This is a genomic window from Desulfovibrio simplex (assembly GCF_055387835.1).
Map to the genome: position 1 here is coordinate 3,462,065 of NZ_AP042377.1, position 25,005 is coordinate 3,487,069.

Sequence of the window (25,005 nt, forward strand, 5' to 3'; positions counted from 1 at the left end):
CACGGAACGCGGCGCGCGGATAGGCCCCGGACTTCTCGGGGCAGGGGCATCGGTCGTACCCCCGGGTTACGGGAGCACAAGAAATGAGCATCAGAACCCTCATTAAAACCTCCAACATGGCGCAACTGAGCGTGGTTCTCATGCTTGGCCTGTGCATCATATGGCTCGGACGCAGCCTGTACGAGGTCAACGGGCTTCTGCACCGCTACAACCGTTTTGCCAACCTGCTTGCCGAAATAGGCAGCACCCCGCATAAAAGCTACCATGCGGCGCTTGACTATCTGTCCACTGGCGATACCGCCCACCTTGAGCGCTGGCAGCGTCTCCTGCGTGAGGAGCGGGGCGAGGAGCCCCGTCCAGATACGGCAAGGGAGGCTCCGGGCGAACGCGTGGCGCTGGTCACGCTGGTGGAAAATATGGAGGTGGACGCGTCCGCGCGGGCGCAGATGCATGCTCTTCTGGCGCAGGTGGACGCGTTCAACGTCATGGCCGAGGCTGCAGTCAATCTTGCCCTTGAGCAGAGGCCGGACTCCGGTTTGGCGGCTGATGCCGCCTGGAGCGCCCGGCCCGGCCCGCAGGCCGCCCTGCGCCTGATGCACGACTGCAATCTGGCCCGCCTGCCGGATAGCATTGCCGCGGACGCCAGCAAGATCGGCGGCATGCGGTACGCCGAACTTCTTGTCCGTCTGAACGAGCGTGAGGGCCTTCTGCGCTGGACCATGCTGGCAGCCGTGGGCGGTCTGATCCTGCTTGGGGGCAGCGTGCTGGGCAATGCCTGCATTTTCATAACGCGCGTGGCCAACCCTCTGGACAGGGTGAGCCGCTATGCCGAAAGCGTTGCCGAAGGGCTTGATCCGAAGCCGCTGCAACTCAAGCACAGGGATGAGCTGGCGGGCATGTTCGCCTCGTTGCAGCGCATGAAGGGCACGCTTTTTTCCCGCATCAGCGAGTTGAAAGAGGTTGAAACGTGGGCGCGCAAAAGTCGTCAGCAGGCCATGCTGGCGCGGTCGCAGGCGCTCGCTTCACTGGAGCTCGCCCAGCGGGCCTCGCACGTGCAGGACGATTTTTTGCGCCGCATCAGCCATGAAATACGCACGCCGCTCAATGCCATCATCGGCATGAGCTACCTCAGCCTGCAGACGGATCTCAGCGGCGTGCAGCGTGACTATCTCGCTCATATCAACAAATCCGGCAGCGTACTGCTGGACATGGTCAACCGGATTCTGGATTTTTCCAGCGCCAGTGAAGGGTCCATGCGTATGGAGCGCAGGGTATTTGACCTGCCGGGCTTTCTGGAACTGCTGCGCCAGAGTGTGGCGGGCACGGCTCTGGAAAAGCGCCTTTTGCTCAAGGTTGCGCTGGACGCGTCCATTCCCGCCGCCGTGGCGGGCGATGAACGCCATCTGGAAGAGGTGCTGCGCATCCTGCTGGACAATGCCGTCAAATACACAGTGCGCGGCGGCGTTGCATTGAGCGTGCAGCGGGCGGACGAACCCGCCTCCACCGAGGGAGCCCTGCGGCTGACCTTTGTGGTGGAGGACAGCGGCCCCGGCCTGCAAGAAGAGGAGTGGAAAAAACTTTTCGAGCCCTTTGCCCTGGGGGACGAGTCCATGACGCGGTCTCGCAGCGGCCTGGGCCTGGGGCTTGCGCTGGCGCGGCAGTTGGTCAACCTTATGGGGGGCGAGCTTGAGGTGTTCAGCGTGCCGGGAGAAGGCAGCCGCTTCTTTTTTTCGGTGGATGTGGATATGGTGGACAGATTCAGTCCATCTGCCGGGCTTGCGGGAAAGACGCCCATCGCCCGGCCTGTGCGCCACACCGACGGCTCTTCCGGGATTTTTTTCACCGGGGCGCAGACTCGGGCGGGCGAGCCGGGCGGGAACACACGTGCGACGCCCGAAATCGGCGGCGAGCCCGGACCTGCGGCAGACCCGCCAGCTGGGGGCACGGATGTTCCGGATCCGGCCGAATTTTCGCCCCGCACGGTGCTGGTGGTGGAAGACAATGACATCAACGCGCAGATCGCGCGTGAACTGCTGCAGCAGGCGGGACTGGAAGTCATTCTGGCGACCAACGGACAGGAAGCCCTGGATCAGCTGAAAACGTCTGCGCACACGGACATCGCCCTGGTGCTGATGGATGTGCAGATGCCGGTTATGGACGGTCTTGAGGCCACAAGGCGCATCCGTTCCCAGGGATTCACCCCGGAAGACCTGCCTGTCATCGCCATGACGGCCCACGCGGACATGGCCTCGCGCATGGACGGCAAGGATGTGGGCATGAATGACTATCTCACCAAGCCCGTAAATCCTGAAACACTCTATGCCTCCCTTGAAAAATGGCTTCCGGGAGGACTCCGGCGCAATCCTTTCAGGAAGGCGCGCTTGGAGGACGCATTGCAGCCAGACCCGCAGGCGGACTCTTTTCTTTCGAGCACTGGTGAAGAAGACAGTTATACCAAATGGTTAAAGGCACTCAAGGCCCGCATGAAAGGGCAGCACAACCCCGTCATCAACATTGAAGCCGGTCTTGCCACTGTGGGCAACAACAGAAAACTGTATCTTGAGCTTTTGTTCCGTTTTGTGGAACACTATGGCAACAGTGCGGTCCGGCTGCGCGACATGTTGCGCGACGGCGACCTCGATGCCGCCGCCCGTCTGGCGCATACCGTCAAGGGCGTGGCCGCCAATCTGGGGGTGGAGCGCATCAGACGTCTGACCCGCATGATGGAAAACGCGCTGCCGGATACCCCGCTGGATCCGGGCCTGCTCAAAGCCTTTGAGGCGGAAATGGCGCGTGTGCTCGAATATGTTCAGGTCATAGACTCCGTTGGCCGCGAAACCAGAAGCGGCAACCTGCAACTTGCCCAAGAACACCGCACCGCGCTGCTGGCTCTGCTGGACGAGTTCCCCCAACGTGTGGAAACGGACTGGGGCGGAGTAGAGGGCACTTTGGAAACTCTGATGCCGCTGATGGAAGGCACGCCCCACGCCGAAGAGGTGGCGGCCATACTGGCGGCGGTCAAGGATTTTGATATGGACGGCATGACAGACAGAGCCTGCCGGTTGCGCAAAAAGTTGCTGGTCGAGGACGCCTGACGCGTTTTTCCGGGTGCCCCGCCGCCCGGCCCCTTTTGCCGCAGGCGTCTTGGAGCAGTTTGCGAATGAAATAAGTTAACTGCTCTGCAAGGATTTTCCTGAAAATCCTTGCCGCGAAATACGAGCAGGAAGGCTTTTGCCTGCCGTACATGAGCATTTCAAGTGTTAAATGCTCTAGAAAAGATTAACTTTGAAATACTTCATATTTCAAAGTTTTCATTCAGCCGAAAAATGCGATTTTCGGCTGAATCCACGCCACGTTGTGGCGCGCTGCACCTTCGTGCAGCGTTAGAGCATTCACACTTTTTCAAAGTTAAAATGCTCTAGCCGATAAAGCCAATGGGGCCTTTTGCCCGCCACTGATGGAGGTAAGACCATGGATCATATGGCAGATACCGCGTTTGAGCGGGGCGTTGAAGACGGGCACGAAGGCGACAGGCTGCAACTGGTCACCTTTCATATCGCCGGAGAAGAGTTTGGCGTGGACATCCTTTCCGTGCAGGAAATCATCCGGCCCATGCAGATAACCATGGTGCCGCATGCGGCGCGCTTTATTGAAGGCGTCATCAATCTGCGGGGCAAGGTCATACCCGTCATCAACATGCGCACCCGTTTCAATATGCCCGCCCTGGACCGCGACAGCGACACCCGTATCGTGGTGATGGAATTTGACCAGAAAATCGTGGGTTTTCTGGTGGACGGCGTTTCAGAGGTGCTGCGCATTCCCGCTTCCACGGTGGAGCCGGCCCCGCCCGTAATCTGCGGCATCGGCTCGGAATATATCAGGGGCGTGGGCAAGCTTGACGACCGCCTGCTTATTCTGCTTGACCTCGACACGTTATTGAGCGAAATGAACGCCGAAGCGGGCTAGGCGGCGTTGCTACACCACACGTAGGTGCTGCCCGGCGACCCGGCGCATGCCGCGCCGCAGCCACCGGTCGGGCGTCTGCCCGCCGGACAACCGCCCGCACAGCAGGAGGCTGTATGTCCATGCGTCTTTCCCGTTCCATAGTGGGTGAAGCAGAGGCCCGTGCCGTCAGCCGTGTTCTTCTTGAAGACGGCTATCTTGGCATGGGCAATGAAGTGCGCCTTTTTGAAGAAGAAGTGGCCCGGTATCTCGGCGTAAGGCCGGATCAGGTCATTACAACCAATACGGGCACGGCGGCCCTGCATCTGGCCGTCGACGCCGTGGCCGCCCGGTGCGCTGTACCCGGCAAGCCCGAAGTGCTTGTGCCCTCCCTGACGTTTGTGGCGTCTTTTCAGGCCATCAGCGCCGCGGGCTGCGTGCCTGTGGCCTGCGACGTGCTGACCGAAACCGGCACCCTTGACCTGGCCGATGCCGAAAAACGCCTTACCCCCAATACCATTGCCCTCATGTACGTGGACTATGCCAGCAACCCCTGGCGCCTTGACGAGGTTTATGACTTTGCCCGCCGCAAGGGACTGCGCGTCATTGAAGACGCCGCCCACGCGTTCGGCTGCAGGTATGACGGCCGCAAGATCGGCAGTTTCGGCGATATGGTCTGCTTCAGCTTTGACGGCATCAAGAACATTACCTGCGGCGAGGGCGGCTGCCTGGTGGCTTTTGACGCCGAAGCAGGGCGGCTGGCTTCCGACGCCCGCCTGCTCTCTGTGGAAGATGACGCGCAAAAGCGTTTTGCCGGGGCCCGCTCCTGGGATCCAGACGTGAAGCGGCAGGGCTGGCGTTACCATATGAGCAACATTATGGCCGCCATCGGGCGTGTGCAGCTTTCGCGTCTCGACGCGGAGTTCATTCCCGCGCGGCGCGCCCTTGCGGCCCGCTATGCCGAGCGCCTGTCCGGCGTGCCGGGCGTGGCCCTGCTGCGCACCGATCCCCGCGACTTTGTGGTGCCCCACATCATGCCGGTGCGCGTTCTTGACGGCCGCAAGGATGCGGTGAAGGAGACTCTGGCCGCCCAGGGTCTGCCCACAGGCGTCCACTACAAACCCAATCACCTTTTGAGTTACTTCGGCCATGGCGAAAGCCTGCCCGCAACCGAACAACTGTACGCCGAACTGGTGACGCTGCCCATGCATCCCGGTCTGACCGTGGAAGATGTGGATGCCGTGTGCGCCGGAATCGCCGGGGCATTGAAGCGTTGAGCGGCGCAGGTCTGCGGCCGCCCGGCGTATCTGACCTTGCCGCGTTTGTAAGGGGACTGCTGGCCAAACGCTGGGTACGCTTCGGCATGGTGGGCGGGGCGGCCAGTCTTACGTACATTCTGCTGGGCCTGCTGTTCGTCAATCTGTGGGGCATGCCTGTTCTGGCAGGCAATGCCCTGGCCTATGTGCTGAGCTTCATCGTTTCCTACCTGGGGCAGAGCCTGTGGACCTTCCGGGCGGCCGGGCCGGGAAGCGGGCTCTCCCACTGGGCCATGCTGCCGCGCTTCGCCGCCACCCAGGCCCTGGGGCTTGGCCTCAATTCCGCCATCATCTGGCTGCTCATGCGGCTTGGCCTGACGTATGAGGTGGCCATGCCCATCGCCGTGCTGCTCGTGCCGGTCATGGTCTATCTGCTGTGCAAGTATTGGGTGTTCCGGCACAGTGCCGCACAGGCAAAGGCTGCGCAGCCTGCCTGCCGGGCGGCTTCGCCCGCCCATCCCCCAACCCGCGAGGAAAAACCATGAGCGTTCCCGCCGTTTCCGTTATCATGAACTGCCTCAACAGCTCCCGCGACCTGCGTGAAGCTATGGACAGCATCATGGCCCAGACGTTCACGGATTTTGAAATCGTTTTCTGGGATAATGGCTCCACGGATGAAAGCCCCGCCATTGCCATGAGCTATGGCGAAAAAGTGCGCTATTTCAGGGGCGAAGCCACGGTTCCGCTCGGCGCGGCCCGTAATCTGGCTCTGGCGCGGGCCCGAGGGCGGTATATCGCCTTTCTGGACTGCGACGACATCTGGCGGCCCCGCAAGCTGGAACTTCAGGTAAACCTGTTTGAGGCCAATCTCCACGTGGGGCTTGTCAGCACGGATACCGAAATTTTCGACGGCAGGCGGGTAATCAAGCGCCTTTTTGCCGAAACGCGCCCCGAGCGCGGCATGGCCTTTGCCGCCCTGATGGAACGGCAATGGATTTCCATGTCGTCAGCCATGGTACGGGCCGAGGCCCTGGCCGGTCTTTCAGAGCGCGGCGTGCCCACGGGGCAGGGGGAAAATGGCGGCTGGTTTGATGAAAGCCTCAACGTCTGCGAAGAGGCCGACGTTTTTTATCGCATTGCCCACGACTGGGAACTGGACCATGTGGACGAGCCGCTCACGGTGTGGCGTGTGCACGGAGCAAACACGACCTTTCGCAAGTTTGGCCAGTTTGCGGACGAAACTCTGCGCATTCTGGACAAACACCGCCGTCTCTATCCTGGGTATGATCAGGAGCATGCCGCACTTGTGCTCTTGCTCTCCCGCCGGGCCGCCTTTCAAAAGGCCGTGGCGCTGTGGCGCGAAGGCAGGAACGCCGAGGCGCGCAAAACCATGGCTCCCTGGCGGAACAGCGGCAAAAAATATCAGATGTTCTGGTGGGCCAGCTTTTTGCCGGGAGGGTGCTTTGACGCGGCAGCCCGCCTGTATTTTGCCCTTCCTGCCTTCCTTCGGCGATAGCGCCGTCCAGAGCAGATTAACTTTGAAATGCTTTACATTTCAAAGTTTTCATTCAGCCGAAAAATGCGATTTGCGGTAGCCGTTAGCGGGTCTTTACCGCTTACGGATAGCGACAGCCATCAGTAGGCTGTCCGCTCAATTAACCAATGCTGTCTTTGCGGCAGCCGTTGCTTCAGCCGTTGCGTCGCAACGGCTAAAGCTCGGCTGAATCCACGCCACGTTGTGGCGCGCTGCACTTTCGTGCAACGTTAGAGCGTTTACACTTTTTCAAAGTTAAAATGCTCTGGCTTGCGATGCTTTGTGGGGGAGGGACCCTTTTGCAAAAGGGTCTTCTCCCCCACGCCCCATCCCCTAAAACCTTTGTTGCCCTTTAGCATGCAAAGTGTTTTCTTATATTTTTTAACGGAACTCTACTCTGGCGGTTTGTGGTCTGACCCCGGCGTAACGGCGCAGGTAACTCGCATTTTTTCCTGGGAGCCTGGGCGGTTGTGTGAAAAAAAACTGAGAGTGCATATCCTCAACGTTGATCTGTATTATTATCATTTTTTATCGTTGATACCGTCTGACTTTCAAAAAAGCATTGTTTTTTGCTCAGGAAACATGTATCCGTCCAAGAGCTATTCTTGGGGATGGACGGGTTGCAGATCGCGTGGGATGGACAAGCGCCTGTCACTCGTACTTCCAAAACCCACAGCGTTAAGGGAGCAGTTGTTATGGCATGGACGCAAGTTTACGATCCAATGGGCGGCCCCGTATGGTCCGCTCTGGTGGCGGGAATTCCACTCATCAGTCTTTTTTACATGTTGGCGGTTCGACGCGCCAAAGGGCACTACGCGGCAGTTCTGGCCGTGGTTCTGGCCTTCATCCTGGCCCTCTTTGTATGGGGCATGCCCGCGAGCACGGCATTCAGCGCTCTGACGTACGGGGCAGCCTTCGGGCTCTTCCCGATCATCTGGATTGTTGTCACAGCCGTGTGGGTGTACAACATGACTGTGGAATCGGGCGAATTTGAATACATCAAGGAATCGCTCGCCCGCCTGACGGACGACCGCCGTCTGCAGGCCATCTTTATCGCCTTTGCCTTTGGTTCGTTCATTGAAGGCACGGCCGGCTTCGGCACCCCGGTGGCCATCACCGCGGCCATGCTGGTGGGCCTGGGCTTCAGGCCCCTGTACGCCGCCGGTATCTGCCTTATCGCCAACACCGCTCCCGTGGCCTTTGGCGCCATCGGTATTCCGATCATCGTGGGCGCGCAGGTTTCCGGTCTGAACGAAATGACCGTAAGCCAGATCGTGGGCCGCCAGCTGCCCTTCCTGTCCATTCTTGTGCCCCTGTGGCTCTGCTGCGTCATGTGCGGCTTCCGCCGCGCTCTGGAAGTGCTGCCCGCCATTCTCGTGGCCGGTGTGGCCTTTGCCGGTTCGCAGTTCCTGTTCTCCAACTTCCACGGCCCGACCCTGCCCGACATCATGTCGGCCCTGATCACCATCATCGCCATGGTGCTGCTGCTGCGCGTGTGGAAGCCCGCCCGCATCTGGCGCTTCGAAGGCGAACAGGAAAGCAAGCTTGAAGGCGCTGCCCCGGCTTTCGGCGTGGTGCTGCGCGCATGGCTGCCCTACATCATTCTGGCCGTCATGGTCTTTTTGTGGGGCCTGCCCCAGTTCAAGAACATGCTGAACGCCATTCCCGGCGCGGTCATGAAGTTCTCCTGGCCCGGCCTGGACGGCATGGTTGAAAAGACCGCCCCCATTGTTGCCAAAAACAGCAACTACGCCGCCGTGTTTATGTTTAACTGGCTGTCTGCCGGCGGTACCGCCATTCTGCTGGCCGGTTTCATCGCCGTGCCCTTCATGCCCGGCTACTCCTTCGGCAAGGCGATCAGCTGCTTCGGCCGTACCATTTACCAGTTGCGCTTCCCCATTCTGACCATCGCCATGATCCTTGGCCTGGCCTACCTCATGAACTACTCGGGCATGAGCTCCACAATGGGTATCGCCTTCACCCTGACCGGTTCGCTGTTCCCGCTGTTCTCGCCCATTCTGGGCTGGCTCGGCGTGTTCCTGACCGGTTCGGACACCTCCTCCAACGCCCTCTTCTGCGGTATGCAGCGTTCCACCGCCGAAGTGGTGGGCATGGACCCCAACCTGGCCGTGGCCGCCAACTCCTCCGGTGGTGTTACGGGTAAGATGATTTCGCCCCAGTCCATCAGTGTGGCCACCGCGGCTACCAATCTGGTGGGTCATGAAGGCGACCTCTTCCGCTTCACCCTGGGTCACAGTATCGCCATGACCCTGTTCATCTGCGCGCTCACCTATCTGCAGGCCGGCGTGCTGCACTGGATGCTTCCTTCCTAGCATCCGGCACAAGCTGATTATAAGCGCCGCTCCATAAGGGGCGGCGCTTTTTTTTGTGCGGCACAGGGACAGGCGTAGTTTTACAGAACGCCTGTCCCTGCGCCTGCGTGCTCCCGCGTGGATTCATGGTTTGGGTGTTGCCGCACGTGCTTTTTCTTGACTGGGCAGCTTGACCTCCATATGGTGTATGTACACTATATGGAGGCAGAACGATGAACACCGTTTCGACCCCGCCAAAATCGCCATGCGTCTGCACAAATTTGCGGCGCATGTCTCAACGGGTGACAGCTTTTTATGACACAGCGCTTGAGCCTGCCGGCATCAGCGTTACCCAGTATTCCTTGCTGGCGAACATTTCGCGCATGCCGGGTTGCGGCACGGGGCAGTTGGCGCAGAGGGTGCGGCTGGAGCGCAGTACGTTGGTGCGAACCTTGCAGCCGCTTTTGAGTCAGGGTTTCATTGTGGACAAGTCGCCTGCCGGAAGCCGGAAGCGCCAGCTTTACCTCAGCCCGCTGGGAGAAGACGTTTTCGCCACGGCCATGCCGTTATGGCAGCAGGCCCAAACGGACATCAAAACGCATCTTGGCGAAAATTATGAAACGCTTTGGCATATTTTTACGCAGATCGACTCGCTGGAATAGTGTTGTCCCTGAATCGTTCCGTGGTGCCCGGAAATTTGCAGCCAATGGCCGCTTCTGGCTGAAGATGCCATGATGCCGTGTGCGCGCTTTCGACCAACGTTCGCAGACCAAGGAAAATACCCGTGACAAATCCCATCGAAAATCGCCCGATCCACAGCCGGCTTTTTCCCACTGCCCCGGCAAGCGGCTTATGGGTGATCATCGCCCTGTCCAGCCTCGTATTGATGATTACAATGGGCATTCGCCAGACTGTAGGCCTGTTTGTGCACCCACTGATAGGCGCCACTGGCATGAGCATCACTGAAATGAGCATGGCCCTGGCTATCGGGCAGTTGATGTGGGGGGTATTTCAGCCATGTTTTGGCGCTTGGGCCGACAAGAAGGGGCCTCTTCCCGTGCTGCTGACAGGCGCGCTGCTTTTGTGCATCGGGCAGGTATACACGCTTCAGGCCGGGTCCTTCTGGAGCATGACCCTTGCACAGGGGGTATTAAGCCCGGCCGGTGCGGCTGCGGGCAGCTTTTCCATACTCATAGGCATTGTGGCCGGACGTTTGCCGGAAGACAAACGTTCTGTGGCCAGCGGCATCATCAATGCCGGTGGCTCGATGGGGCAGTTTGCCTTTGCGCCTCTGGTGCAGGCCGCCATCAATTTTAAGGGCTATACCGGCGGGCTGCTGCTTTTGGCGGCTTCTGCGGTGGCGTCCATTGTACCTTCATGGCTGCTTTGCCGTCAGGCGGGCATGGCGCGGGCTTCTGACAGCCAACCTGCAGTCGGGACGGCCCATGCCGCCGCAAGTGCCGCCAATCTGACTGGCAGCCAAGGTCTCAAACCGCAGTTGAAAGCAGCCTTTCGGAATCCCAGCTATCTGCTCTTGCACGCTGGTTTTTTTACCTGTGGTTTCCATGTGGCTTTTCTGACTACGCATTTGCCGGGTGAGGTCAGCCTGTGCGGGCACGAGGCTTCGGTTTCGGCCATCAGCCTGTCTCTCATCGGTTTGTGCAATATTGCGGGCAGCATCGGGGCCGGCATCCTGGGCAAGTATTTTCGCATGAAGTTTATCCTGTCTGCCCTTTATGCCTTCCGCGCATTGATGATCACCGTTTATCTCGTTTCGCCCAAGACCGAGCTGACTTTCTATATATTTGCCGTAACTACGGGGTTCACCTGGCTGGCCACTGTGCCCCCCACTGCGGGTATTGTGGGCAAGCTTTTCGGCACGCGCTATCTTGCTACACTTTTTGGGCTGACGCTGTTGACGCACCAGATTGGCGCTTTTCTTGGCGCGTGGCTAGGAGGAGTGGCGTTGCAATATTCGGGCAGTCTTTTGTGGGTATGGCAGGTGGATATAGCGTTGGCCCTTCTGGCGGCCCTTGTAAATCTGCCCATCAAGGAGGCCAAGGTTGTCCGGGCCTAGAGCAGGTTACGAATGAAACGGGTTAATCGCTCTGCAAGGATTTTCAGGAAAATCCTTGTCATAAAATGCGGGTAGACAGGCGTTTGCCTGCCGTACGCGAGCATTTCAAGTGGCAAATGCTCCAGAGGCATACCTTGCTCATTATATGCGCAATTCTGCAAAGGACATAAAAACAGGAGTTCAAAAACTGTCAGGATATGTCCGGTACTGAGGCATTGCAGCGCCCAAAGGTTTATGCCGTGCGCATGGTTAACTCTTTGTGCCGGAACGGGCACATATTGTACCTGCCGGAAAAAGGCTGTTGCGGCGGAGCTGCTCCATTGGGATCAGTTTGCCGGAACAGCCTTTTTATTCGTGGCGGCGGGTTGCCAAGGTTGCCGTGGTAACGTCAGCCCAGCACCATTTCCAATACGGCGTCGGCCAGCAGGGCGGCGGCTTCGGTGACGCGGGGGGCCAGGGGCGGGGCCGTGAGAATATCCGTGGTAAAATCTCCCACCAGCACCAGAGCACCCAGGGTTCTCCGGCCCATGGGCGCGCCGCCGCAGCCGCCCATGCCCGATGCGCTGGCCACCCTGTGCCCTGCCAGCAAGGCTCCTTCCACAAACAGGCTTTTGTCGTTGGGGCCGTCAAAAGCTTCTATCCAGATGGGGCAGGCTGGCAGCAGAGCGGGCAGATTGTTCGCCGTGACGCGCAGTTTGTGCGTTGCCACGTCCATATGCGGGTTCAGTTCCAGCAGCAGTTCGCGCAGGGCATCCACCTTGTGGCGGCCCACGTGGCGCGGCCAGTATTGCTGGCGATTGAGATTGGAGGCGTCCACCACGTCGTCGTCCACCAGGGTGATGTGCCCCACGCCGCAACGGGCCAGCAGGAGGGCCGCGTTGGAGCCAAGGCCGCCAGCCCCGGCAATGCCTATGCGGGCATTGAACAGGGAGGTCAGCTGTTGGGGGCTGAAATAGCGCTCAAGGCCGTCATGCAGAGGATTGTTCATGTTGTCTCCTTGGAGCAGATCACCAGTGCGCATGCACATTCTCAAAAATTTTGAAATCCAGATGCTGTGCGTTATATTAGGGCCTGTTGACACTAATTTGTTACAGAGGTTACGTCATGGCGGCGAGCGCCGGATCCCACAGTTGCGGAGCAGTTTCAGTGTGAAATTCCCATGGTGATTTTTTGCCTTGTTGTGCAGGGTCGCCTGTGTGTGCGCCATGCGGGGCGTAGTGGCGCGTCCGCCTTGACGGGCGGGCGACGGGTCATGCAGCCATCGTAAGCCCATCCTTTGCCGGCGCCGCAGGTTCCGGCGTCGGCAAAGGATGAGCGGATGGTCAGCAGGCGGTCAACAGGCAGTCAACAGGCAGTAACGGGATGTTCCCAGTCCTTGAGTACGGGCTGGTAGCCCATCTCCAACAGGTCCGAGGTCATTTCCTCCAGGCTGCGGCCGTCGGTGATTTCAAACTGTCCGGGATTGTGCAGGTCTTCGGTGGCGCGGCCGCCCACAGCCGTGGAGACGCCTGCGGAAACGCGCGTGACCCCAAGGGGCAGCAGGTGGTCGCGCATGAAGGCGCTTTCACGGCTGGAACAGGTAATGCCCGCGCGGGGCAGGAAGCAGCGCAAGGCGGTCACGTACTGCACGAGGTGGCGGTCGTCCAGGGCGTGCGGTACGTCAAAGCTGCCTTCGTGCGGGCAGATGCGCGGTATGGACACGCTGACGTCCATGCCGGGATAGTGGCGTTGCAGCCACCAGGCGTGCAGGCCCGTGGCAAAGGCGTCCTGCTCGAAGGATTCCAGCCCCAGCAGCGCCCCGACGCCCATGGAGCGCATGCCCGCCTGGGCCGCGCGCTGTGGCGCGTTGAGGCGGAAGGCGTAGTCGCGTTTGGGCCCGGCGGGATGCAGCCATGCGTACAGATCAGGGTTATACGTTTCCTGAAACATGGTCATGCTGTCCACGCCCGCGTCCACAAGCAGTTTGTATTCGTCGGTGGTGAGGGAGTAGACCTCGATGCCCACGGAGGCGAACCAGGGTTTTATGCGCCGCGTCACATCGGCGATATACTGCGGCGAGGACAGGTGGCGGGCGTCCCCGGTGAGCAGCAGCACATGCTGGAAGCCCTGGTCGGCTATGGCCCTCGCCTCGGCGGCGGCCTCATCCACGCTGAGGTGGTGGCGGGGCTGTTTGTTTTTGGCGTTAAAGCCACAGTAGCGGCATTGGTTTGTGCAGACGTCGGAAATGTAGAGCGGGGTGAAGATGTGCACCGCCCGGCCGAAAAAGCGCAGGGTGAGTTCATGGGCGCGGCGGGCCAGAAGCTCCAGATGCGGGGCGGCGGCGGGGGAGAGAAGGGCCAGGAAATCCTCGGGCTGGAGGCTGTTTTTTTCAAGAACGGAAAAAACCTGTTCTTCCGTGGCCTTCTGCACGGCCTCGGCCCTTCGTTGTGCGGGCCAGTTCTGTAAAAAATCCTCGAATGATTGCATCTGCTTTACCTCCTAGAGCAGATTAACTTTGAAATGCTTCACATTTCAAAGTTGTCATTCAGCCGAAAAATGCGATTTGCGGTAGCCGTTAGCGGGTCTTTACCGCTTACGGATAGCGACAGCCATCAGTAGGCTGTCCGCTCAATTAACCAATGCTGTCTTTATCCGTAACTTCCTTCGTCGCAACGGCTAAAGCTCGGCTGAACCCACGCCACGTTGTGGCGCGCTGAACCTTCGTGCAGCGTCAGAGCATTTCACTTTTTCAAAGTTAAAATGCTCTAGCGCAGGAAGCCCGTAAGCGGGGATGAGGCTTCGGCTCCGGCTGCCATGCCACGCACAAATCCTGGCCCGGAGAGCCAAGCGTTGCGCCCGGCCCGCACGGCCTCGCCAAAGGCGCGCGCCATGGCCACAGGGTCGCTGGCAGAGGCTATGGCCGTATTGACCAGGCACGCGGCCGCGCCCATTTCCATAGCTTCGCAGGCTTGCGAAGGCCGCCCTATGCCCGCGTCCACGATGACCGGAAGGTCCAGTTCCTCTATCAGGATGGCGATCATCTCCTTGGTGCGCAGCCCCCGGTTGGTGCCGATGGGCGCGCCAAGGGGCATGACCGCGGCTGCTCCGGCCTCGACGCAGGCACGGGCCACATAGAGATCGGGATTGATATAGGGCAGTACGGTGAAGCCTTCCTTGGCGAGAATTTCCGTGGCCTTTGCGGTTTCGTAGCCGTCGGGCAAGAGATGGCGCGTGTCGGAGATGACCTCGATCTTGATCCAGTCGCCGCATCCCGCGGCGCGGGCCAGGCGGGCGAGGCGCACGGCCTCTTCGGCGTTGCGCGCGCCGGAGGTGTTGGGCAGAAGACGCATGTGGCCGGGAATGTGCGTCAGTATGTTTTGCGAGGCCTGCCCCGGCGTGGCGCTGTCCTTCTGGGAGGCGGGCTTGTCCACACGGCGCATGGCCACCGTGATGACCTGAGAACCACTGGCCTCGGCCACGGCTGGGATAAGGCCGTCGGCACCATATTTGCCGGTGCCGATAAAAAGGCGGCTGGAAAGGCTGATGTCGCCCAGCACAAAGGGATCATTAGCATTCATGGCGTACTCCGCGCAAAGCGCTGCTGGAAGATTGCGGTTGTGGATATGCGTTTTGTAAACAGGTGGATGCGGCAGCAGAGCAGGGCGTTTTTGAGAAAATATCTTCTCAAATTGCGCTCGCCCTTTGGTGCGTAACCGCGCGGAAACCCGCGCCTACGCCTTCACGGCGAGCGTCTGCCCGCGCGGCCGCCAGAACAGGCATACCGTGACCGTGCTCTATCCACCGCCCACAAACTGCACGATCTCAAGGCAATCGCCTTCTTGCAGCATGGTTTGCGCAAAAGTGTCCCTGGCTATGATCTGTCCGTTGCGCTCTACAACCACGGCGCTGGCTTCATACGCCCGTTCAGTCAGAAACCGGCTGATGCTGGCGCCTGGCGCGCAGTCCTCGGTTTGGCCGTTAACCACGATGTTCATAACGAACCTCCATAGGTTACAGGAGCCTGATCCGCGGGGACGTGGCTGACGATACCGAACAGGGCCACAAAAAAACCCGCAGAACCAATACGGCTGCGGGCAAGCACAAACCTGTTTCCAGGCTGGCCAGCTTCCCTTCGTCGGCATTATCCGCGTCAGGTGCAGAATCGCGTTTTTTTGCGCGATCCAAGGGGTCAGGGCGCTATCACCCTTTCTCAGCCACCGATGGCTCCCCCAGCCGGAAGGTAAACGATAGACCCATGCAATATGAAATGCAAGTCCCTCCGGTGAGACCTTTTTTGTACTGAATATGCCGGGCGGAAGCTGTGCGGGTGAAGATGCCGGCCTTGTTGGGCGCGCGTAGAGAACAGGATGGCATATGACGGGGGAATATTGCGAAAAAAAGTGCAAGTCGCGGAAAAAAATCCACAACGAGTTCAGCACCACCAACGCCCCCTGCATTATTTAAAAAATCTAATAAATATAAATTGTTATTATTATCAGGAATGGGTGTCGAAAGAAGCTCGGGGGTTTCCAAAGGGCCGCAACTGGCAAAAAGATCGCGCCAGACAGTTTTCAGTGGCATGGACAGATATAAATAATGGGTGTAGCAAAAAATTACGCAGGCCCATAATAATTGCATTGCTGGGTTTACATGCAGTATACGGGCCATCCCAGGCTATTTTTTCTACAGTCACGCAAGATGAGGAGGCGCATCACTGATAGACTGCTGTTTGGTGTATGTTTTTTGTGTTGTTTTGGGCGGTTTCGCAGGGTGGCGGCATATCAGGCCGCCTGCCCGGTTGAGGAAACAAGCCAAGCCCTGACGGGAGTAAATGATGGAAGCTCTTGAAAACATTAATGCCATAACACTCGTGTTTGCGGCATTGTGTATCTTTGCTATTGCATACCGTGTTTACGGGATTTTCTTAGCAAATAAAGTATTACGCCTCGATGGCAGCCGCATTGCGCCGTCTGTGCGTTTTGCCGATGGTCATGACTATGTGAAAACCAACGAATACGTTCTGTACGGCCACCACTTTGCGGCCATCGCCGCCGCCGGTCCCCTTGTGGGCCCCGTGCTGGCCGCCCAGTTTGGCTATCTGCCGGGCGCGCTGTGGATTCTTATCGGCTGCGTTCTCGGCGGCGCGGTGCATGACATGGTGGTTCTTTTCGCCTCCGTGCGCCATAAAGGCCAGAGCCTTGCGGCCATCGCCACGCGCGAAATCGGCCCTGTTACGGGCACAGTGGCGGGCATCGCCATTCTGTGTATTCTCATTCTCACCCTTGCAGGCCTTTCGCTGGCCTGCATCAGCGCCATGCACAACGCGCCCTGGTCGCTGTTCATTGTTGTCATCACCATGCCTATTGCCATGATTATGGGTCTCATCATGCGCTACAAGCAAAACAGCGTGCTGTTCGCCAGCCTTCTGGGTCTGGTGCTGCTTGTGGTGGGCATTCTGAGCGGCCATGATCTCATGCAGAAGGATGCGCTGGGCTGGGCCTTCGACTGGGACAGAAACACCGTGGCCATAGCCATTGCGGTTTACGGCTTTTTCGCTTCGGTGCTGCCCGTATGGTTCCTTCTGGTGCCGCGTGACTATCTGTCCACCTATCTGAAGATAGGCACCATTCTCATGCTCACCGTAGGCATCATCTTTGTGCAGCCTACCATTCTCATGCCCACCATTACGCCCTTCATCAACGGCGGCGGCCCCGTGATCGGCGGCCCCGTGCTGCCCTTCATCTTCATCACCATTGCCTGTGGTGCCATTTCCGGCTTCCACGCCATTATCGGCACGGGCACGACACCCAAGATGATCGGCAACGAGCGCGACATTCTCTTTGTGGGCTACGGCGCCATGCTGACCGAAGGCTTTGTGGCCATGATGGCCCTTATCGCCGCCTGCACGCTGATGCCCGGCGACTACTTCGCCATCAACGCCACCCCTGCCAAGTATGACGCGCTGCTGGCGGTGCATCCCAACCTGCACACTGTTGATCTGGGTTTCTTTGAAGAAAAGATCGGCCTTAACCTGCACGCCCGTCCCGGCGGCGCAGTGTCGCTGGCCGTGGGCATGGCCCATATCTTCCACAAGATCCCTTACATGGATCACCTGATGGCCTACTGGTACAACTTCGCCGTCATGTTTGAAGCGGTCTTTATTCTGACCGCCATCGACTCCGGCACTCGCGTGGGCCGCTTCTTCCTTCAGGAAATGCTCAGCAAGGTGTACGCCCCCTTTGGCGACAAGAACTGGACGCCCGGCGTCATCATCACCAGCCTGGTCTTCACTTCCATGTGGGGCTACCTGGTGTATACCGGCAACATCAGCAACATCTGGCCGCTCTTCGGCATGAGCAACCAGCTGCTGGCCGCCTGCGCCCTCATCGTCTGCACCAGCATGCTGCTGCGCATGAACAGGGGCAAGTACTGCCTCATGACGGCCATCCCCGGCGTGTTCATGACGGCAGTGACCTTCTGGGCTGGCTACCTGCAGCTGACAACCGACTATATCCCCAACGGCAAGTATCTGCTGGCGAGTCTGGCCTGCCTTGTCATGGTGCTTATGGTCTTTGTCATTGTGGGTACGTTCCGCCGCTGGACTGAACTTATGAGCATCAAGACCCTGGTTACAGACTCCTACGGCGAATCCGTGCGCGCGGTTGTAGAAGAATAACCAGCTCGCATAACGCTGCTTAGACCAGATTAACTTTGAGAATGGACATTCTCAAAGTTTAAGACACGCATGCTTCGGCGCTTAACAGCGCAAATAAATTGCGCTTACGCCTTCGCTGCGGGCGCCTGCTCACGCAGTCGCCAGAGCAATTTCAAAGTGAAAATGCTCTAAAGGGGATTACTGCGATGCAGTGGTCCCCTTTTTGTAAATGGCCCCCCCCGCTAGGCGGGGGGGGCCATTTACAAAAAGCGGCAGCGCCCCATTTCTGGAACGCTGCCGGCATGCGAACAGCGTTCGCGCTAGAGCAGATTAACTTTGAAATGCTTCACATTTCAAAGTCTTCATTCAGCCGAAAATGCGATTTTCGGCTGAATCCACGCCACGTTGTGGCGCGCTGCACTTTCGTGCAGCGTCAGAGCATTTACACTTTTTCAAGGTTAAAATGCTCTAATCGAGGCCCATGGCCTTGCTGATTTTTTTGGCGGCTTTTTTTACTTTTTGCAGCGGCGTCTGCTCCCCGGCGGCCTCAAATTCACGCAGCAGTTCCACCTGCCGGTCTGAGAGGCGCGTGGGAGTGAGCACCCTGACTTCCACCAGCATGTCGCCGCGCTGTCTGCGGCCAGGGTAGGGCATGCCCTCGCCGGGCACGCGCAGCACCGCGCCGCTCTGCACGCCCTTGGGAACATCAAGGGGAATGGGTTTTTTCAGGCCGGGGATTTCCACCCTGTGCCCGAGGGCCGCCTGCACAAAACTTACTTCCTGGGTGAAGACAAGATCCTGACCCTGACGCCGCCAGCGCTTGTCCTGTTCGACAGTCAGCACCACGTAAAGGTCGCCGGGGGGGCCGCCGTGCACGCCGGGTTCGCCCTCACCGCGCACACGCAGCCGGGTTCCCGTGTCCACACCGGCGGGCACGCGCACCACAAGTTCCCGGGTATCGGTCACAATGCCTTCACCCTTGCACTTGGCGCAGGGTTTGGTAATGACGCGGCCCGTGCCCTGACAGGTGTTACAGGGCATGGATATCTGGAAAATTCCCTGTGACCGGCGTACCTGACCCGTGCCGTTACACTGACGGCAGGTCTCAACCTTGCTGCCCGGAGCCGCGCCACTGCCCTTGCAGTCGCTGCAGGTGACGTGCTTTGGCAGGGAAAGGGTGATTTCATCACCAGTGGCGGCCTGAGCAAAAGAAATGGTAAGGTTGTAGCGCAAATCCGAGCCGGCCATGGGGCGCGGCCCCCTGTTGGCGGAAGAAAACCCGAAGATATCGCCGAAAATATCGCTGAAATGGGCGAAAATATCTTCGTTGCTGCCAAAACCTCCGCCCCCGTTTACGCCGGCGTGGCCAAAACGGTCATAGCGGGCACGCTTGTCGGGGTCGCGCAGAACGTCATAGGCTTCGGCCGCGCGCTTGAAATTCTGTTCGGCCTCGGGATCGCCGGGATTGTGGTCCGGGTGATACTTGAGGGCAAGCTTGCGGTAGGCCTTTTTGATCTCATCTTCGCCAGCGCTGCGGCTAACGCCCAGCACCTCGTAGTAATCAAGCTCCATCATGGTCCGGATTCCGGTGGCTGCGTGCTTGTGCGCCTGGGCTAAAGGTTGTATTCACAGGCGCGGCGGCTGCCCAAGGACAGCCGCCGCGCAGACAATGCAAGCTATGAATCCCTACTCGCCGGAGGCAGGCGCGGCCTGTTCTTCTGCAAGGGGATTGTAAAGGCTCTCATCATCGGGCAGCACTTTGCCCGCGGCAATTTCTCGAAGGGCGGTGACCACTTCCTTGTTGCGCGATTCCACAAGGGGCTCATACCCCTCGCGGTACTGATGCACGCGCTTGATGGCCATTTGCACAAGCAGAAAGCGGTTGTCTACGCGCTCCTGGCAATCTTCAACTGTAATACGGGCCATGCTGCCTCCGTAGTGTGCGCGGCCAAGGGCCGCTGGCTGGGGCGAAAGGGTCTCCGCCGCAGTTCGTTTTGATAAATAATACCGCCCGACCTTTTGTAAAGGGCCGGGCGTGGAATACGCCTGGAGCAGGCTTTGCCTGCTGAAATAAGATATGATATAGGCCGCCATTGACACTGTCAAGCATGGCCGGGAGAGCCCGGCAGCATAGACGATTTTGAAGGAGATTGCCAGCCATGAGCAGAGAAAAAAGGTCTTTCGCGCAGGAAGTGTGCGTAAAAAGCGCGGGCAAGGCCATGCAGATGACAAATATGCTCTGGCCTGGCTGCCGGGTGGGCGTGGCTGCCTCCGGCGGGGTGGACAGCTTTGTGTTGCTGAAGACGCTTAAAATTCGCCAGGGAATCGTACCTTTCCACTTTGAAATGATGGCCCTGCACCTTAATCCCGGTTTTGACAGCCAGAGCCACGCGGCTCTTCTGCCCTGGCTGGCCGAGCATGGCATTCCCGCCCATGTGGAAGTGACAACGCACGGGCCTGACGCCCATTCAGAGAAGAACCTGCGCCGCTCGGCCTGTTTTCGCTGTGCATGGCTGCGGCGCAAGAGGCTTTTTGAGCTTTGCGCGCAGTACAAACTGACCCACCTGGCGCTGGGCCACAATGCCGAAGATCTGGTGGAGACGTTCTTTATGAATATTTGCCGCAACGGACGTGTGGACGGCATGAGCATGAACGAGCCTTTTTTCAACGGCCAGTTGCGGCTTATCCGCCCGCTCATGCTTGTGGAGAAAAAGTATATCCGGCAGGCGGCGCGCCAGTGGGGCTTGCCCATATGGGCCAATGCCTGCCCTTCGGCTGGCAGGACAGCCAGAAGCGACATGGCCCAGACGCTGGAACATCTTTACGCCGTCACCAAGGATGGCCGCCGCTGCGTGCTCAACGGCCTGACGCGCTGGCAGCTGGAAAAAAGCAGCAGCGCCGCGCAAAGAAACGTGGGGGACGAAGAGTAAGTCCCAGGCGTTTGCATCTGCACCAGTCCTGACGCTCCAGCCTGACGTCATGGCCGGGAGCGTCAGGACAAGGAATTTCTGGGCCACGAGCGCAAGACCGTGGTTGTCAATTTTCTTGCATTGACAGTGCTGCCCTGGCCCCATAAGGTTTGCGCACATGCTTTTCGGCAAATATCATATTGTCATATTCAAGGAAGGTCGCAGCGGCAGCCGCAATCTGCGGATGCGTGGCTGGTTCGGCTTTTTTGCCTGCGTTCTGGTGGTGGCTCTGGCGGCTTGCAATGTCTGGCTGGTGCGCGCCTGGCTTGAGGCGCGCCATCTCAACGACGACGTCGCAAACGCCCAGCGCGTCATCAGCGAGCAGCGCCGTCAGCTTGTCAATCTGGCCGAGCGCATTTCGCAGATGGGGCGCGACCTGCAAAGGGTTCAGAGTTTCGACTCCAAACTGCGCATCATGATGAATATGGATAAAGACCCCGCCGATGCAGGCGGCGGTCTTGATATCGCGGGCGACTTTTCGCGGTCTTACCTGCCCCTGCACCGGCAGGAGCTGGCAGCCCGCAAGATGCAGGATTTTCTTGAACGGCTTTCGGAGTCCGCCCGTCTTGAAGAAGTGCGCCAGCAGGACCTGTTGCTGGCCCTGCGCGAAAACAGGGACGCGCTTTCTTCCATGCCCACAATCTGGCCCGTGGTGGGCTTTGTTTCTTCCAGCTTTGGCTGGCGTTCCTCGCCCTTCGGCGGTCGCGGGCACTTCCACAAGGGGCTGGATATCACCAACCGCATCGGCACCCCCGTGGTGGCTCCGGCACAGGGGCTGGTTACCCAGTCCGGCCATGACGGCGCGTACGGCTTGAGCCTGGAAATCAACCATGGCGGCGGCGTTATCACCAAGTACGGACATATGCAGCGCTGCGCCGTGCCTGTGGGCGTATGGGTCAAGCGGGGACAGGTCATCGGCAATGTGGGCATGAGTGGGAGGACCACCGGCCCGCATTTGCACTATGAAGTGCGCCTCAACGGTGTGCCGGTGAATCCCATGCGCTACATTCTTGATTAGAGCAATCTTACGTGAAGTTTTTTTGTGGGGGAGGGACCCTTTTGCAAAAGGGTCTCCTCCCCCACGCCCCCACCCCCTAAAACTCTTGTCGCAGTTCAGTACGGCATGAGGCGTTTTCTGGCCTGAAGTGGGGGGCGAAATACCTGTCGCATTCCTGACCGCCACTCTCTTTTCAAGCGGTACCGTAACTGCGCACCATCTGCCCAACTGGACAGGGCGGCATTCACTCTTATATACTATTATGCGTGAGGACGACCTCCCCCATAAAGGGTATGCAATCCGGGACGACCCGGCTCTGATCAAGGAGAGCCGTGATGGCCTGGATTTTTCTTTTTTTCGCCGGACTGCTTGAGGTTGTCTGGGCATATACAATGAAGCTGTCGCTTGGTTTCACCAGGCCTCTGCCTTCGGTGCTCACCATTGTGGCCATGGTCGCCAGCTTTGCGCTGTTGTCCATAGCCATGAAGAGCCTGCCCCTGGGCACGGCCTATACCATCTGGACGGGCATAGGCGCGGTGGGCGCATTCTTACTGGGCATACTGGTGCTGGGCGAGCCTGCCAACGCCATGCGCGTGGGCGCGGCCGCGCTTATAGTGACCGGGCTTGTGATGATGAAAATTTCTTCGTGAACGCCATTTTCTCTCGTAACACCCCCCTAACCGAAAAAGCCGCTGTAAAAAGCGGCTTTTTTGTATTGGATACACTTGTTCACGTGAAATAGTTCTGGGCACTGCGAGGCAGGCGTTTGCCACAAGGGGGCTGCGAAGTTGCCCGCGCTGCTGGCGCAGATACCCTTTGATGAGGCGTGATGCCTTTACGCTGCCTCTTGTCCCCCCACTTAGACCAGATTAACTTTGAGAATGGACATTCTCAAAGTTTAAGACACGCATACTTCGGCGCTTAACAGCGCAAATAAATTGCGCTTACGCCTTCGCTGCGGGCGCCTGCTCACGCAGTCGCCAGAGCAATTTCAAAGTGAAAATGCTCTAAGGCCAGAAAAACTCTTTGTGCCGTACTGCAACACCATAAGAGTTTTAGGGGGTGGGGGCGTGGGGGAGGGACCCTTTTGCAAAAGGGTCCCTCCCCCACAAATCCCGCTATCATCCCTGTCGCTACGCCGATAATTCCTTGCAGATATCTTCTGCAGAGCGCACGGAAGCAAAGACGCCGTTCAAGGCGGCCATGAAGGCCAGATGCACGTGTGCCGCCGTCACGGATTGATCAGCGAGGGTCAGTGTTCTCGTGGCGCAGGCATCGTGTGCAAGAGTGCAGGCATAGCCGAGGTCAAAAGCCGCACGAACCGTGGTATCCACACACATGTGCGACATCATTCCGGCCACAATCAGTTGCGTGATGCCGTTGTCTTCCAGATGTTTTTTCAGCGTCGTTTCGCGGAACGAATTGGGAAAATGCTTGATGACCACAGTTTCGTCGCTTTTCGGCTGGACACATTTGTGGATGTTAACCCCTTGGGTGTCCGGCAGAAAAAACGTTGCGCCGGGCTGCACGGCCACATGTTGCACATGGATGACTGGCAGCTGTAGCTTCCTGAATGTTTCAAGCAGCAGACCAGCCTTGTCTCCGGCCTTGTCGCTTCCATCCAGTTCCATCTTTCCGCCGGGGAAGTAGTCGTTCTGAACGTCAATTATGACGAGAGCTTTCTTCATGTCATACCTCCATGAGGTGTTTTGCGGCAGGTAGTATTGTTTGTCCTGTGTCTTCCCTCATCAGGATTTTTTTCAGTGCGATTGGCCGTTACAGCCTGGGGCCGCCAATGGCTGGCAGGGTCTGTTCCAGGCTGTGCCCAAGGGCCAGCAACCGCGCTTCGGCAAAGGGCCTGCCGATGAGTTGCATGCCCACGGGCATGCGGCTTTCCGCGCCAAGGCCCACCGGCAGTGAAAGGCCGGGCAGGCCCGCCAGGTTCAGGGACAGGGTGTAGGCGTCCATGAGGTAGATCTCCAGCGGATCCGCCGTATTGCTGCCAAGGTCGCTGGCGGTGACGGGCGACACGGGGGCCAGCAGCGCATCGCACTGTTCAAGGGCTGCCAGCAGTTCGTCGCGGATAAGGCGGCGCACCTGGGCGGCCTTGCGGTAATAGGCGTCGTAGTAGCCGGAGGAAAGCACGTAGGCTCCCAGCATGATGCGGCGTTTGACTTCCTGTCCAAATCCCTCGGTGCGGCTGCGCACATAGAGTTCTTCAAGGTTTTTGACGTCAGCGGCGCGGTGCCCGAAGCGGACGCCGTCAAAACGGGCCAGGTTGGAACTGGCTTCGGCCATGGCGATGATATAGTAGGTGGCAATGGCCGCATCCGTATGGGGCAGGCCCACTTCCACAAGTTCAGCGCCGTTGTCCCTGGCTGTCTGCATGGCGGTTTCGCAGGCCGCACGGACTTCCGCGGACAGCCCTTTGCCGTAAAACTCGCGGGGAACGCCCAGGCGCGCGACCTTGAGGGGGCGGCTGTCAAGCGCGGCCGTGTAGTCTTCAGCGGGGCGCGGATCGCAGGTGTTGTCGCGGGCGTCCGGCCCGGCAATGGCGGCAAGAACGCGCGCGCAGTCGGCAACGTTGCGGGTCAGCGGACCCACCTGATCCAGGGACGAGCCGTAGGCGATCACGCCGTAGCGTGAAACGCGGCCATAGGTGGGCTTGAGGCCCACGCAGCCGCAGAACGCGGCGGGCTGACGAATGGAGCCGCCCGTGTCCGTTCCCAGCGAGGCAAAGCACTGGCCGGCGGCCACCGAGGCTGCGGAGCCGCCGCTGGAGCCGCCGGGAACCTTGTTGACGTTCCAGGGGTTGCGGGTTGTCTGGTAGGCCGAGTTTTCCGTGCTGGAGCCCATGGCGAATTCGTCCATATTGGCCTTGCCCAGAATGACGGCTCCGGCTTCACGTAGTTTTTGCACCACAAAGGCATCGTAAAAGGGGGTGTAGCCTTCCAGTATGCGCGAGCCGGAGGTGGTGGGCATGCCCCTGGTGGAAAGGGCGTCTTTAACCGTGACAGGCACGCCCCACAGGGGGCGCGAGGCGTCGGGGCCCGCCTTGTCCAGGGCGGCGGCCGTTGCCAGGGCGTTTTCGGCGTCCACATGCAGCAGGGCGGCCAGTGCGGGCTCAGTGGCGGCCACGCGGTCAAGGCAGGCGGCGGCCACTTGCTCGGCGCTCAGTTCTTTTTTTTGCAGTGCCTGGGCCACAGCCGTGAGGGAGAGGGAGCAGATGTCGGTCATGGGTATTCTCAAGTGTTCCGCTTACGGTATTTGCGCGAATACAAACA

General features: G+C 59.1%; 21 protein-coding genes. 12 read left to right on the forward strand and 9 right to left on the reverse strand.

The window, feature by feature from the left end:
* Nucleotides 1-83: 83 nt before the first annotated feature.
* The 8 genes from ACZ5DH_RS14080 (at nt 84) to ACZ5DH_RS14115 (ending at nt 11,121) form a co-directional block, all read left to right on the forward strand.
* Nucleotides 84-3,095, forward strand: coding sequence for a response regulator (locus tag ACZ5DH_RS14080; RefSeq protein WP_464254873.1), 3,012 nt, complete (start codon nt 84-86; stop codon nt 3,093-3,095).
* 376 nt (nt 3,096-3,471) lie between these two features.
* Nucleotides 3,472-3,966, forward strand: coding sequence for a chemotaxis protein CheW (locus tag ACZ5DH_RS14085; protein ID WP_464254874.1), 495 nt, complete (start codon nt 3,472-3,474; stop codon nt 3,964-3,966).
* A 113-nt stretch (nt 3,967-4,079) separates the two neighbouring features.
* Complete coding sequence (locus ACZ5DH_RS14090; RefSeq protein WP_464254875.1) at nt 4,080-5,219, forward strand: DegT/DnrJ/EryC1/StrS family aminotransferase; 1,140 nt, start codon at nt 4,080-4,082, stop codon at nt 5,217-5,219.
* Nucleotides 5,186-5,743: a GtrA family protein gene (locus ACZ5DH_RS14095; protein WP_464254876.1), complete on the forward strand. Its 558-nt coding sequence runs from the start codon at nt 5,186-5,188 to the stop codon at nt 5,741-5,743. The genes ACZ5DH_RS14090 and ACZ5DH_RS14095 overlap by 34 nt, the downstream gene beginning before the upstream one ends.
* Nucleotides 5,740-6,714 carry a glycosyltransferase family 2 protein gene (locus tag ACZ5DH_RS14100; RefSeq protein WP_464254877.1) on the forward strand — a complete coding sequence of 325 codons (975 nt, stop codon included), beginning with the start codon at nt 5,740-5,742 and terminating at the stop codon, nt 6,712-6,714. The genes ACZ5DH_RS14095 and ACZ5DH_RS14100 overlap by 4 nt, the downstream gene beginning before the upstream one ends.
* A gap of 713 nt (nt 6,715-7,427) precedes the next feature.
* Nucleotides 7,428-9,065 carry an L-lactate permease gene (locus tag ACZ5DH_RS14105; RefSeq protein ID WP_464254878.1) on the forward strand — a complete coding sequence of 546 codons (1,638 nt, stop codon included), beginning with the start codon at nt 7,428-7,430 and terminating at the stop codon, nt 9,063-9,065.
* Between the two features lie 269 nt (nt 9,066-9,334).
* A complete protein-coding gene (locus tag ACZ5DH_RS14110; RefSeq protein WP_464254879.1) occupies nt 9,335-9,706 on the forward strand; it encodes a MarR family winged helix-turn-helix transcriptional regulator in 372 nt (123 codons plus the stop codon).
* 122 nt (nt 9,707-9,828) lie between these two features.
* The gene (locus ACZ5DH_RS14115) at nt 9,829-11,121 is read left to right on the forward strand and encodes an MFS transporter (protein ID WP_464254880.1); all 1,293 of its coding nucleotides are present in this window, start codon (nt 9,829-9,831) and stop codon (nt 11,119-11,121) included.
* A 388-nt stretch (nt 11,122-11,509) separates the two neighbouring features.
* On the opposite strand, the gene thiF is transcribed toward ACZ5DH_RS14115, so the two are convergent.
* From thiF to ACZ5DH_RS14140, 5 genes are all read right to left on the reverse strand, one after another.
* Nucleotides 11,510-12,109 (reverse strand): sulfur carrier protein ThiS adenylyltransferase ThiF, encoded by a 600-nt coding sequence (thiF, locus tag ACZ5DH_RS14120; protein ID WP_464254881.1) that lies wholly within the window; start codon nt 12,107-12,109, stop codon nt 11,510-11,512.
* Nucleotides 12,110-12,465: 356 nt separating this feature from the next.
* Nucleotides 12,466-13,587, reverse strand: coding sequence for a 2-iminoacetate synthase ThiH (thiH, locus tag ACZ5DH_RS14125; RefSeq protein WP_464254882.1), 1,122 nt, complete (start codon nt 13,585-13,587; stop codon nt 12,466-12,468).
* 278 nt (nt 13,588-13,865) lie between these two features.
* Nucleotides 13,866-14,678 (reverse strand): thiazole synthase, encoded by an 813-nt coding sequence (locus ACZ5DH_RS14130; protein WP_464254883.1) that lies wholly within the window; start codon nt 14,676-14,678, stop codon nt 13,866-13,868.
* 216 nt (nt 14,679-14,894) lie between these two features.
* Nucleotides 14,895-15,095, reverse strand: coding sequence for a sulfur carrier protein ThiS (gene thiS / locus ACZ5DH_RS14135; protein WP_464254884.1), 201 nt, complete (start codon nt 15,093-15,095; stop codon nt 14,895-14,897).
* Between the two features lie 205 nt (nt 15,096-15,300).
* Entirely contained in the window at nt 15,301-15,768 is a 468-nt protein-coding gene (locus tag ACZ5DH_RS14140) for a hypothetical protein (protein WP_464254885.1), read from the reverse strand.
* A gap of 184 nt (nt 15,769-15,952) precedes the next feature.
* On the opposite strand from ACZ5DH_RS14140, the gene ACZ5DH_RS14145 reads away from it, so the two are divergent.
* The gene (locus ACZ5DH_RS14145; protein ID WP_464256565.1) at nt 15,953-17,776 is read left to right on the forward strand and encodes a carbon starvation CstA family protein; all 1,824 of its coding nucleotides are present in this window, start codon (nt 15,953-15,955) and stop codon (nt 17,774-17,776) included.
* A gap of 447 nt (nt 17,777-18,223) precedes the next feature.
* Here ACZ5DH_RS14145 and dnaJ read toward each other — a convergent pair whose 3' ends face one another.
* Both dnaJ and rpoZ read right to left on the reverse strand, forming a co-directional pair.
* Complete coding sequence (gene dnaJ, locus ACZ5DH_RS14150) at nt 18,224-19,330, reverse strand: molecular chaperone DnaJ (protein WP_464254886.1); 1,107 nt, start codon at nt 19,328-19,330, stop codon at nt 18,224-18,226.
* Between the two features lie 111 nt (nt 19,331-19,441).
* Nucleotides 19,442-19,681 carry a DNA-directed RNA polymerase subunit omega gene (rpoZ, locus tag ACZ5DH_RS14155; RefSeq protein WP_464254887.1) on the reverse strand — a complete coding sequence of 80 codons (240 nt, stop codon included), beginning with the start codon at nt 19,679-19,681 and terminating at the stop codon, nt 19,442-19,444.
* A gap of 233 nt (nt 19,682-19,914) precedes the next feature.
* Between rpoZ and ACZ5DH_RS14160 the strand changes: the two genes are divergently transcribed.
* From ACZ5DH_RS14160 to ACZ5DH_RS14170, 3 genes are all read left to right on the forward strand, one after another.
* Entirely contained in the window at nt 19,915-20,685 is a 771-nt protein-coding gene (locus ACZ5DH_RS14160; RefSeq protein ID WP_464254888.1) for a tRNA lysidine(34) synthetase, read from the forward strand.
* A gap of 157 nt (nt 20,686-20,842) precedes the next feature.
* Nucleotides 20,843-21,742: a M23 family metallopeptidase gene (locus ACZ5DH_RS14165; RefSeq protein WP_464254889.1), complete on the forward strand. Its 900-nt coding sequence runs from the start codon at nt 20,843-20,845 to the stop codon at nt 21,740-21,742.
* A 314-nt stretch (nt 21,743-22,056) separates the two neighbouring features.
* Nucleotides 22,057-22,371, forward strand: a complete 315-nt coding sequence (locus ACZ5DH_RS14170) for a DMT family transporter (protein WP_464254890.1) — start codon at nt 22,057-22,059, stop codon at nt 22,369-22,371.
* A gap of 483 nt (nt 22,372-22,854) precedes the next feature.
* On the opposite strand, the gene ACZ5DH_RS14175 is transcribed toward ACZ5DH_RS14170, so the two are convergent.
* On the reverse strand, nt 22,855-23,409 hold the full coding sequence (locus ACZ5DH_RS14175; RefSeq protein WP_464254891.1) for a cysteine hydrolase family protein: 555 nt from the start codon (nt 23,407-23,409) through the stop codon (nt 22,855-22,857).
* Nucleotides 23,410-23,497: 88 nt separating this feature from the next.
* The gene (gene gatA / locus ACZ5DH_RS14180; protein WP_464254892.1) at nt 23,498-24,958 is read right to left on the reverse strand and encodes an Asp-tRNA(Asn)/Glu-tRNA(Gln) amidotransferase subunit GatA; all 1,461 of its coding nucleotides are present in this window, start codon (nt 24,956-24,958) and stop codon (nt 23,498-23,500) included.
* Between the last annotated feature and the right edge of the window lie 47 nt (nt 24,959-25,005).